This window comes from Paenibacillus sp. N119s, assembly GCF_059447605.1.
The window spans coordinates 1-11795 of record NZ_JCAJRU010000163.1 but is presented as its reverse complement, the minus strand read 5'-3'; the positions used below and the strand labels follow the sequence as shown (position 1 = coordinate 11795).

The window sequence follows — 11795 nt, the reverse complement described above, 5'->3', positions numbered from 1 at the left end:
GGTTGTCTATGTAAGAGCCCGCTTCCGACACAAAGGCGGTACTAAAATCGCTGTTGTCCTTGCGCATCGCTATCCCCGTCTTTCTTGTTTCATCCTATCGCCAAAATAAGTACTGTCGCATTATCCTGACTTTTATAGCCTTTATCATTAATAGCGTCGATCATGGCATCCGCCGCTTCCTGCGGTGTGCCACCCCTGCGCATGATCTCTTCCATTTCAATCTCCGTTAGCGCCTCCTGAATACCGTCACTACACAGCAGCACATGATCACCGGAATACAGACGAATGGGTGCAGTCCCTAGTTCCATGCTCTCAAAGCCTTCATAGCCCAAGTAGTTGACCAGCTGATTCCGTACAGGACTCGTTTTGGCCTCCTCCGAAGTCATTTGTCCAGCAAGCACTCGCTCCTCCAGCAGTGTTTCCGCTGTATGCTTGGAATTGACTGTCTGAAAATGACCATTGCGGTAAATGGTAATCAGGCTGTCGCCCACCGCTCCGTAATACAGCTGATAGCCGCATACAATGACCGCCGCCAGCGTCGTTCCTCCGCCCTGCCCGTTTAAATTTTGCAGAATGCCGCGATTGCTTTGAGTTGCGGCCTCGGCAAAATATCTGTTCAAATTCGTTGCATCGTCCAACTTGGCAAACGCCTTCGTAAAAGTCGTCACAGCCAAGGTACTGGACATGCGTCCATTGGCCAGCCCGCTGATCCCATCTGCGACAACAGCCAGCGTACCGACAGGGGTGGTCATACTGGAAAAATAATCATCCTGTTCACTCCGGCTCCCGATCGTTTGACCGTTTCCGATTTCAATTCCACTCATGGTACGGCTGCCAGAACTTCGCGTCAGTCGTATACGGATGATGAGAAGAACGGCGAATAGCACCGCAGTTCCACATACAACAAAATAAGGCTGCATATCGTTACCTCCCTGCACCATTGCCTACTTCCGTTCTAGTTTTCGTTATCCCACTCAAAATGAGCACCACACAGCGGAATAAAGATAAATTTGCTGCGCCCGAGCTGAATCACGTCATAAGCGGCCAGCTCCACTGGTGAATATACCGCCTCATTATTGTGATACGCCAAGCCTGACGAATCGCCTGGCAGCAAGTAAAAGTTGCGTTTCTTCGGATCATACACAATGACCGCATGATTTCTGCGGGAAATTGTGTTGTCCCCGATAATACGAACATGCATTTCCTCAGCGCGCCCGATAAAGTTTTTTTCCGCCATAATGCGATAGTCCTGGCCCACCTGTGCACCTTCGATGCATACCAGCCATCCAGTTACCGGATGAATCCCCACCGTTTCGCCTAGATATGGCATGGTTTTGTCATCGTCTCCTGCCACATTTGTTTTCGCTGCTGGTTCGGCGTTCTTGGGTGCGGCTATATTTACTACTGTATTGCAATAAGGACACGTATTTCCGTGCTTTCGTGTACTGAACATGTGTCCGTTCGGGCATCTTGTCAAACTCATAGTCGTTTCCTTCCCCCATTGTCATGATTGTCTTCACAGCGATCTAAGGATGTCGCAACTTCTTCATCTATTTAACGAGCAGTCTGGTATTGGCAATATATAACAAATCACCTGAGTAAATTCGGTAAGGCTCGCCACTTTCCAGCTTCTTGGTGACACTTTCGTTCGCAGACCGTAGCCCGGTCCCATTGCCGGAATCCACATCCTCCACAAACCAGTCGCTGTTTACCCGGTTGAGTACCGCATGCTCCACACTTACCAAGGAAGCATAATCTGTACCTGCCAAATCAATATCCGCCTCAGAGCGCGATGTTGTTTTGCCGATTAACAGCGACGTTTCGCCTTCGATATACCATTCTTTAATGGACTCACCTTCTTCATCAATCAACACCAGCTTGGCAATCCGTTTACGCTCTGTCTTGGGCTTGGGCACAGGTACAACGGACACCAGATTGCGCAGTATGTATACAAGCACGCTGATTCCAATACCGATCGCGACCACGGTCTTCAAACCGCTGTAGCCTGTACGATTAAACACATAAAAGGCGATCGCCAGCATCAGCCCGAACATGGCAACATCTATGATGAAAACCCATCTGCTCTGTGCCTTTTTCACTGCTTGCTTCCCCCGTTTCTATCCTGAAATCATCACTTCTTACGAATACCAAAAAATTGGTTGAACATCGCCGAGGTATCCGTCGGATCACCGGATTTTTTCGTTTTCTTCCCTGGTGAGCCCTCCTTGGTTTTCGGATGAAAGCCGAAAAATTGCTCAAAATCAGTGCCAATGTCAGCCGGATTGAATCCTTTAGTCGTCTTGCGCGTACCGCCAGAAGGTGCTGCCCCTCTCGCTCTCTCCTGCTGTTCTCCGCTAGTTCCCGTTGCTTTTCGGATGAGCTCAGCATCGTATGCCTGCCGCAATGCTTCGTCACGCAAGGTATTGTAAGCCTCGTGAATCAGCTTGAACTTGCGCGTTGCTTCCTCGCTTCCCTGGTTCGTATCTGGATGATACTGTTTGGCCAGTTTACGATAAGCCTTCTTAATCTCTGCCTCCGAAGCATCCCGGCCGACACCGAGCAGCTCATAGTAGTTGGTCATTGTGTGATGTTCCCCTCTCCGAAAAAATAAATATTAAGAGACCCGTAGGCCTCTTAATATTTATCCACCCTGCACTTGTGTGCCGGGTGAGTGTGTGTGTTTAAGCTGCGCTTAACGTTAAGACGTTAAGCTTAAACCGGATAACCGCCGTCGATAGTAGCCAACTCGGTTTTGTCTTTCTTTTGTTTGATGTAGAGTGTAAATGCACCTACACCTTCTGTGTCGCCGAAGTGCTCGTTGTAGTCTACAACGAACGCATTCGGGAAGTAGATTTTACGAACCACTTGATCCGCTGCGATAACTTCCAGTGTTACTTTACGGTAGCTGTCTGCTTTTTCAGCAGGGACCAGAGACCACAAAGCCAGTTTCAGCGTGTCATCTGCGCTGTCACCGTCTACTGCTGTGATGATTTTACCGCTGATGCGCAACGTGGAGCCTACGTCAGTGGAGCGCGCATTGGAATCGTCCGGTGTATCGGTGTCATAAATAACCGTTTGGATGTTATCCAAGCCCAGCTCGATTGTTTCTTGTCCTTCTACTTTCAATCTGAATCCCATGTGTGTTGCCTCCTTGAAATTAGGTAATATAATGGCGGAAGAAGCAGAGCTTCTTCGCGATTTATGTATAAAGGCGGTCCTGGATAGAAACGCCTCTAACATCTTTCGTAGTGTTCGGATCATGATTTGACCGAACTGGTTCCCTTAGTGATCATGACTTCCAGGTTCTTCACATTGCCATTGAAGACCAGATCGATATGACACATATTGCTTTTCTCATCAATAATGAAGCTCATATCGTCTCCGTCCTGAATGATCGAGTTCACAGATCCTCTGCTGCTCAGCCACTTGCTCTTCTGGCTGCTCGGATTGTTACTGAAGAAGCGGACGATATTCTCGTGCTTGAAGTCTCCTGTTTGGTAGCGCAAAATGCGCTCAATGTACGTGCTGACCAGCGTCTTGTAGATGGAGTCAAAGCCATCCTCAGACATCGCCATGCTTCTCGCCTTGTAGACGGTAATCCGGCGGATATCCTTATCCTGAATCTGTGCATTCTCGGATGAGAATACAAAGCCAAAGTTTTTACGGTTGATGGCATCCTTGATCGTGTTGGTGAAGCCGGTGATTTCCTTGGCCATCGTTGTTACCGTGCGCAGACTGTTGTCTCCCGCTTCGATGTCAAAGCGTACGCCAGGGAAGTTTTTATTGACCGTCTTGAACGTTTCACGCAGGTATTCAGGACACTGATAGGCAGCGACCAAGCCAGCGGCCACGTAGGCAGCGCCCACATATACGCCCTCGATCCACAGCTTGAGAATATCTTCTTTCTCCTTGGAAAGCTGCACACCGTCTTCGGTCTGTAGCATTTTGCTATCAATAATGACACCCGATTTATCCTTCGGAATAATCGTAAAGTTTGGTACACAAGGAATCGCAAATTCGCTGTATTCTCTGCGTACAAGGCTTGCACATTTATCGACATATTTGTCGATGCCTGCTGTCGCCATGCTGTTGAAGGTCGTCTCTTCACCGGATTCAAAGTTAAAGAACATTTGAATTTTGTAATCCTTCACGACTTGCAGCAGCATCGAGAGCGATTCCATTGAATTTCCGCCTTGCTTCACGACCTTCTCGTTGCCCTTAAAGCGTTCACGAGACACCTTCACCTTACCAGCTGCTTCCAGCTCAATTGATGGAACGATCCCGAACCAAATGGTGTCGCTGAATTCATTTTTGGCATTTACCGTGTTCAGGTAGGTTTCCAAGCGCGGGATATTGCTGCTTTTCACCAGCATGTCCAGCTTGTTATTCGCCACCAGCATTGTTGGCAGCATTCCTTTGCTCTTCGTCGCATATTGGTCGAAGAACATTTTGACACCGAGGATTTTTTCTACCAGCGGCTTAACCGCCTTCACGAAATCATCCTTGGCATTTTTATAGAACTCCAGATACGTGTTGTAGTTCTGAACTTCAACCGCTGTGTCAACCTTGGTCTGAACAGCTGGAAGTGGCACAAACGTGCGAACCACCAAGTCCTTCACATAATCAGAAGGCGTATCTGTGATAGAGTTGTAATCTTCTTCGAATACTTGCGAGAGATCACCAGTGCTGTTCTCATCCAACAGCATCAGCTCAGTACTTTCGCTCTTCGGCGCTTCAATAATTTTCAGTTCGCCGCTTTCCCCAATGGAGAGCATACCCACCTGGATCAACTCACCCGCATTTTCCTCTTGAGCGCCCCCGAGCAGAAGTCGGGTTTTGATGTCCTCAATGGCCAGTGGCAGCATAGCCATGACGTTGTTATAGTTCTGGCTGGCTTCCTCGAACATGGCATTCAGCTTGTCACCCATGTCGAGTTTCTTTGGATCACCATCATCCAGCTTGTCGTATTCACCGTACATATAGTGAATTTCTTTGCGGACTTGACGAATATCGTCCATAACCTTTTTCGGTGAGATCATATCCAGCAGATTTTCAAATTTGAAATCTACATTGGTAATTCCCTGACTGCGTTTGGTATCGATGAGCGTAAACAACATTTTCAGAAAATCATTACTTTGGTTTATACGAATCTCTGAAATGCTGTCCTCATCAATCCCCTCAGGCTTTTTAAGGGTGTAGACAACTTTTTGATTGGCCGCGTTAAAAAACGAATACACGGTCGGTGAAAACTTATCCAAAAATTCATCAAAGCTGCGCACCAGAAGGTGCTGATTAATTTCCTTGATCTTCTCATCACTCAAGCTGTCGATACCCTTCACATCACCTACAATGGTGATCAGGTCCAGCTTTTCCGGGTTAATCTCTTCAAAAAGCATAGTCCGGTTGGTTTGATAAATGATTTCCATCGCTGTCGGCAAATGAATAAAGTATGAGTTATAGGTCCATTGCTCCAGATACGGACATGGAATGTCCAATTTGAAACAGACGAATACCCATTTTTAGTTCTTTTGCCTCCTCCCCCCTACTTAACATTTAAATTCGTCAAAGGATTGAGCTTATACCACATTTACGGTACAGGCATGTAACCTCAAAAATCGTTCCGAAGTGTCATTCGGCTTTTAACGGCAGGCATATAAACGAGATATCATTTCAAAATCAAAAGTCAGATAACACAGAAATTTCAAATTTATGATTTCGTATTCCTAACTTCAATCCCAATTTTTGCCGTTGATACGAAAGCTATCATACAAAGCACCCTTCAGTTTTGTCAATTTCTGTAGTCCCAGATTGAAACAGGGCATTTTGACTCATTTTATGCGTACATACGTAACTTTTATGATATGTTAGACCTGTTTCTTCAGGGAAATATTCACAAATGGAATCCAATGACCGATAGAAGTTCATTGGATATTTCTGAGAGGCGTAAAAGTATCAAATTCATGGCTAATGTGAGGTTTTTCAGCTATTTCGGTCCTTTATCCCTTATATCCCAAGGATTGGGAGAGTTGACACACCCGTATCGGCCTCGCTGAAGGAGGAGCATATGTTCAGAATAAGGAAACTTGGAATCATCACTTTTATGACTTTTGTACTATTTTTTCAAATTGGCTTAAATGGGGGCATTTGCCCTGTAAATCAGGCTGGTGCAGCATCTTCAGGAGCAGTCCCGGTCGAGGGTTATGATGCGGTGTTTGTATTGGATACCAGTTATTCCATGCGGGATACCGATCCTGAGGGGATTGCTGCCGAAGTCATCAGTATGTTTATGGACTTGAGTGATGCAGACCGTACACGTGTGGGATTCGTTGCTTACAATCACCACATTGTCGCCTCCAAGCCACTAACCTCGATTGGCGTGGCGGCGCAAAAATCTCAGATCCAGCAGGAAATCAGAACCCTTCACCGTTCTGGCTATACAGATTTGGGACTTGGATTGCGTAAAGGTTCGGAACTGCTAGCCGCAGGAGCATCCCAGGGGCGTCAGCCTTTTATGATCTTATTATCAGATGGAGAAACTGATTTTGGTGCCTCTTCGGGTGCTCGTTCCAAAGGTGACTCCAATAACGATGTATCCTCTGTCATCAAATCTGCACAGACCAAGGGATACCCGGTGTATACGATTGGTCTGAACCATGACGGCACAGTGAACCGGCAAGAACTCGAACGGATCGCTTCTCAGACGGGAGGAGCTTCTTTTATTACAAGCAGCGCCGAGGATCTGCCGGAAATTCTGAACCGGATTTTTGCCAGTCAAATTCGCTCCAAGCTCGTTCCCGTTGCTGCAATTACGACTACTGGCGAGATGCAAGAGCTAACGGTGACTCTACCGGATTCTAGTATGGAGGAAGCCAACCTGGTGCTTTTGTCGGAGCATCCCCTTCTGGAAACCCAGCTCTACTCCAATTCAGAAAATGTCCGCAGGTACAAGTCGAGCCGATATGCGATTTTGAAAATTGAGCATCCACAGTCAGGTAAGGTGAAGCTGAAATTGCGGGGCATTCGCGGGGATCTAGTTAAAATCAATTTACTTGGCAGCTATCGCCTGGAAGCTGAAGCTACTATGGGGGGAGCGCAAGCAACAGCAACTCATGGCGACAAGCCTATACCATTGCTGAAAGGACAAGCGACACCATTTCAAGCTCAGCTCCTGTTACCGGATGGGCAAAAGCTTACAGATGAAGCTGTTTATACATCTCTCCAAGCCCATCTTATAGTTACCCCTGTAAAGGGAGGTACAGCTAAAAAGGTGCTTATGACCTATAAGTCAGGAGCCTTTCATACCGAATATGCGTTCCCACAAACCGGTGATTATACATGGCAGCTATCCCTAGATAGTCCGCAGTGGTACCGTAAGGGAACTGTACATAAGGTTCACGCAGCCAATGCAGCACCACAGGTCTTAAAAGAACTGTCGATTCGCCTGGTAAAAGAAGACGGTGATTCCCGTCGAAGCTTATCGGATTTTATTGTTGATCCCAATCACGACAAGCTGAGCTATAAACTCGATTCAGAAGCCTCCGGGGATGCGATTCATGCTGAGATTAACGGTAATGACCTGCTGCTATCCGAGCTTCACACTGGTGACACGAAGCTAAAGATCACCGCTACAGACCCGGAAGGAGCGTCCAGCAGCGCTATACTGACCGTATCTGTCCAATCGCGGTATACGGCCATTAAATGGACGATAGCTATCAGTATTGTGATCGCCGCTCTTCTGTATTGGTACTTGCGTCCGAAGCCGCAGTTTGCCGGGAGAATCGAAGGATATTTTCTCGCTACAGCAAGTGGACAGGAGATTCCGGTAAAATCTTGGCCGCTCACCTCCTTTCCGGGCCGTAAGGTCAGCTTGCAGGAGTTGTTCCGTACCCTTGACGTTCACGAACCGTTGCCAGAAGCGGAACGTATCCTGTTCTCCGCAGGTAAAAAAGGGGCTCTGATCGTGAAGCATGATACACGCTGCGCCCTGCAGCATGGAAAAGTCAGATTGACCCGCAACAAAAAAGCGGTCATGACATATGGTGATAAGCTGTACATCACGTTTGAGGACGGCGTCACTGAAATTGAGCTGCGCTACAAAGCAATTAAGCCGAATACTTCAGTCTACACCGACCATATTCAAGCTCCGACAGGATAACGTCCATCCGAAAAAAAGAGAAGCACCGTCTCTTACGATTAACGAACCGTAAGAGGTGGGCGCTTCCCTTTTTTTATCCAATATTCCGCACGTAGGGCGGCTTTAAACCATCGAAGTGAGCGGCAACGCTTGGTAGCCTGTACTTCCAGACCGCGCCGAATGACATACGGCAGTAATGAAATTCCTGCATTTTCGATCCGAATCCGTTCGGTCCGGTCTGCAAATAATCTGCCAGGCACATCCGGTGGAGGCGATCCTTTTTGGCAATAATACAGCGTGGCGGCCAAGCTATAAATATCCGACACTGGTCCCTGCCGTGAACGGTTAGAGTAAAATTCCAGCGGAGAATAGCCTGCCGTGGTGAAGATTGGATGCTCCTTGCCTTCAAAATGTACAGCAGAGCCAAAATCAATCAGCTTGATGTTGCCATTGTCCCCAATCATAATATTGCCTGGCTTAATATCCCGATGAATAATTCCTTTGCTGTGAATATACTCCAGGGCATCGATTAAAGGCAGCAGCGTTTGGTATAAAAAAACAGGATCAGACGTAGGCACCGCCTCTTCTTTCATCATTCGGTCCAGCGTCTTGCCTGCACAGTATTCCATGACCAGATAGGCAGTTCCATTTTCCTCAAAATGATCTATGTAACCGACAACCCCCGGGTGATTTAATTCCTTTAACATCTGCCCTTCACGCAAAAAATAATGCATAAACTCCACATATTTGGATTGCATCGAAGCGCTGCAAGTGACCGTTTTTCGATCCAGCCCCCGCAAAGCCAGCGCATTCGGAAAAAATTCCTTTACAATGACTTTTTCTCGATTATCCAACAGCCTTGCCGTATACACGATGGCCAGCTCACTGCGGGACAAGGCGCTTCGAATTTGATATGTATTTCGCAGCTTCGTATTGCGGGCAAGCAGATTCCCGCTTGTATCCACGATCATGACTCGTCCTCCTGTCAGGTTCTTAGCTTATGTCTTTTGTATATATCGGCTTATTACACGTCTTTTTATTATACCGTAAATTAAGTTATACGAAAAACAAATAACCTGCCATAATCTCCCTTAGAGAAATGATGACAGGCCTTTTGGCTCTTATCTGGTCCTATTTTCTCAAATCATTTAACCTAATTTTGTACCTGGCTTCATACTGCGCACACCGTTGGTATTTTTCTTCCGTTCGCTGCGCAGTTTGCCTTTACCTTGTTCGGGAGTGCGAATGGTGAGGGCAATCAGGAACGATACGACACACAGCACAGCAATCGTGGTAAAGGTCGGGATGAATCCGCCGAGCAAGGCTGCGATACATGATCCCGCCAGCGCACCAAGACCAAAGCCCTGATACACAATCCCATAGTTTTTGCTTTGGTTCTTCAGTCCGAAGAAGTCAGCTACAATGGCAGGAAAGACTGTAATGTTGCCGCCAAAGCAAAAAGCAATTCCTGCTACACAGGCAAAGAACAAGCCAAAATTCAGCGGTACCAGACTCAGTACTGTAACTGCAATTGCCGTTGTTAAAAGTGCACCTGCTACCACTTTCAGACGACCTACCTTATCGGATAGCGCACCCAAAATAATCCGACCCGCCGTATTGAAAATAGCGACCATGGCGACTGCATTAGCAGCTGTGGCTACATCTAAGCCGGCCATCCGTACGCCGATATCTTTGACCACTCCAATCAAGTAGAGGCCACTCATACAAGCGGTAAAGAACATGACGAACAGCAGGTAGGCCTGCTTGGTGCGCAGCATTTCTTTAACGGTGTAGTCCCGCTGTACAGCTCCATCTTGTACCGAAGGTTTATTCAGAACTACTGCTTCTTTCACCAGGAAAGAACCACCGACGATCATGATCAACACGATGATTCCCCAATACAAAAACGCTTGCGATACGCCAACGGACTGAATCAGCGACCCGTTAATATATTTGAATACCAGACTGCCTGTTCCGTAGGCCCCAACTGAAATACCGGAAATAAGTCCTTTTTTCTCAGGAAACCATTTAATCAAATTCGATAGTGATGTAATATATGCCGTTCCATCCGCAAAACCTACGACAATACCTGCCAAAATGTAAAGCAGGGATAACGAAGTTACCTGTGAACTGAGCATGAGCCCTGCCCCTAGCACCATACCTGCACACAAAATCAGACGACGAAGTCCCCATTTATCCTGTAGCTTGCCTGCGAATAACGTAGCAAACGCTAGGGCAAAGCTGGTAATTGAAAATGTAATAGCGACTGAACTGAGGTTCCAGCCAAAGCGGTCCACTAACGGTTGATTAAATAAACTCCATGTATAAATGGTACCTAACCCCATCTGAACAATAATTGTTCCAAGCACGACCAGCAGGCGATTTCCGCTGTTTGATTTCATTATAATCTCCTCTTTTCATTCCGGCTCTACAGCATCAATTATCATGGATTCTCTCTACACGGGTTATTATAACCCTGTATGTCAGCCAGAAATCATTTGAGGAATGAAATGCACCTATTGCGGAATGAAATGCCTTTAAAGTCGCATAATTTGCCGAAATTCCTTGGCCTTACTACGGCTTACCGGAATTTCAGCTTCTAGTCCACGCAAGCGCAGGAGATACGTATGATTGAACCAAGGTACAATTTCACGGATCTGCGACAGATTCACCGTGTAAGATCGGTGACAGCGAAAAAAATCCTGCTGCGGCAGCCGGGCATGAAATTCCGAAATGCTCATCGGCATCGTATATTCTTCGTGCCTTGTAAAGACATGAGTTACCTTTTCCTGCGCACACGCATAGTAAATATCGTTCGCATCCGTTACGATAATTTTGTCATTTTTCAGCAAATTAATACGTCCCGGAGCAGCAACGGTGTTGGTTTCAGCCACGCGAGTTTGCCCAGCCTGGACAGGCTCCTGTATTTGAGCGTTCCGCTGTTCATAAGCATTTTCCAGCTTACGTAACATCGATGCGATCCGTTTTTCATCATAGGGTTTGAGAATATAGTCAAATGCCTCCAGTTCAAAGGCCTGCGCCGCATGTTCTTTATAGGCAGTCGTAAAAATAATATAGGGCTTTTTGACAAATTTGCTAATGTTCTGCGCCAACAGCATCCCGTCCAACGAAGGAATGTTAATGTCCAGAAAAATCGCGTCCGTCTCCTGATCTTGCAGAAACCGGAACACATCCAATCCATCCTCAAAACTGTCGGTCACCTCAATGCTGCTATGCGTCTGAATAAGATACTCCAGCTCTTCACGCGCCGGAAGCTCGTCTTCTACAATTATGGCCTTCATGACTTCTCCTTTGGTATGTCAAAATAAACTTCGGTGCCCGGATCATGTTTAAGAATAATGACTCCTTCACCATACATCAGCTTGAGCCTTCTGTGCACATTGTACAAGCCGATCTGTTTAGCCGGAACCTGATCATGATAAAGGTTATCCACCACATCGTCCCGTATACCCACCCCGGTATCAGCTACAGAAATACGCACTTTTTCGCCACGGTCCTTTACAGAAATGGTTACTGTACCCGGCCCCTTTTTCTTGAGAATTCCATGGTTAATCGCATTTTCAACCAAGGGCTGGATGATTAGGCTTGGAATACGCACGGAAACCTCATCCATTACATACTCCACCTGAAGCCGATTACC

General features: G+C 46.8%; 11 protein-coding genes. 1 reads left to right on the top strand and 10 read right to left on the bottom strand.

What is annotated here, in order from left to right:
- Positions 1 to 89 precede the first annotated feature (89 nt).
- The 6 genes from AC5V8P_RS17605 to AC5V8P_RS17580 form a co-directional block, all read right to left on the bottom strand.
- A complete protein-coding gene (locus AC5V8P_RS17605) occupies positions 90 to 920 on the bottom strand; it encodes a PP2C family protein-serine/threonine phosphatase (protein ID WP_063212074.1) in 831 nt (276 codons plus the stop codon).
- Between the two features lie 35 nt (positions 921 to 955).
- Positions 956 to 1483, bottom strand: a complete 528-nt coding sequence (locus AC5V8P_RS17600) for an FHA domain-containing protein (protein WP_040103097.1) — start codon at positions 1481 to 1483, stop codon at positions 956 to 958.
- Positions 1484 to 1550: 67 nt separating this feature from the next.
- On the bottom strand, positions 1551 to 2099 hold the full coding sequence (locus AC5V8P_RS17595) for an FHA domain-containing protein (protein ID WP_063212073.1): 549 nt from the start codon (positions 2097 to 2099) through the stop codon (positions 1551 to 1553).
- Between the two features lie 32 nt (positions 2100 to 2131).
- Complete coding sequence (locus tag AC5V8P_RS17590; RefSeq protein WP_063212072.1) at positions 2132 to 2581, bottom strand: J domain-containing protein; 450 nt, start codon at positions 2579 to 2581, stop codon at positions 2132 to 2134.
- 131 nt (positions 2582 to 2712) lie between these two features.
- A complete protein-coding gene (locus AC5V8P_RS17585) occupies positions 2713 to 3138 on the bottom strand; it encodes a hypothetical protein (protein WP_007431573.1) in 426 nt (141 codons plus the stop codon).
- A gap of 119 nt (positions 3139 to 3257) precedes the next feature.
- The gene (locus AC5V8P_RS17580; protein WP_063212089.1) at positions 3258 to 5426 is read right to left on the bottom strand and encodes a hypothetical protein; all 2169 of its coding nucleotides are present in this window, start codon (positions 5424 to 5426) and stop codon (positions 3258 to 3260) included.
- A gap of 638 nt (positions 5427 to 6064) precedes the next feature.
- Here AC5V8P_RS17580 and AC5V8P_RS17575 point away from each other — a divergent pair.
- Positions 6065 to 8155: a vWA domain-containing protein gene (locus AC5V8P_RS17575; RefSeq protein ID WP_064796823.1), complete on the top strand. Its 2091-nt coding sequence runs from the start codon at positions 6065 to 6067 to the stop codon at positions 8153 to 8155.
- Positions 8156 to 8193: 38 nt separating this feature from the next.
- Here AC5V8P_RS17575 and AC5V8P_RS17570 read toward each other — a convergent pair whose 3' ends face one another.
- From AC5V8P_RS17570 to AC5V8P_RS17555, 4 genes are all read right to left on the bottom strand, one after another.
- A complete protein-coding gene (locus tag AC5V8P_RS17570; RefSeq protein WP_064796824.1) occupies positions 8194 to 9105 on the bottom strand; it encodes a serine/threonine protein kinase in 912 nt (303 codons plus the stop codon).
- A gap of 177 nt (positions 9106 to 9282) precedes the next feature.
- Complete coding sequence (locus AC5V8P_RS17565; RefSeq protein ID WP_064796825.1) at positions 9283 to 10536, bottom strand: L-lactate MFS transporter; 1254 nt, start codon at positions 10534 to 10536, stop codon at positions 9283 to 9285.
- 135 nt (positions 10537 to 10671) lie between these two features.
- Positions 10672 to 11436 carry a LytR/AlgR family response regulator transcription factor gene (locus tag AC5V8P_RS17560; RefSeq protein WP_064796826.1) on the bottom strand — a complete coding sequence of 255 codons (765 nt, stop codon included), beginning with the start codon at positions 11434 to 11436 and terminating at the stop codon, positions 10672 to 10674.
- On the bottom strand, positions 11433 to 11795 hold a 363-nt coding region (locus tag AC5V8P_RS17555), incomplete at its 5' end, for a sensor histidine kinase (protein ID WP_495473745.1). The genes AC5V8P_RS17555 and AC5V8P_RS17560, both read right to left, overlap by 4 nt.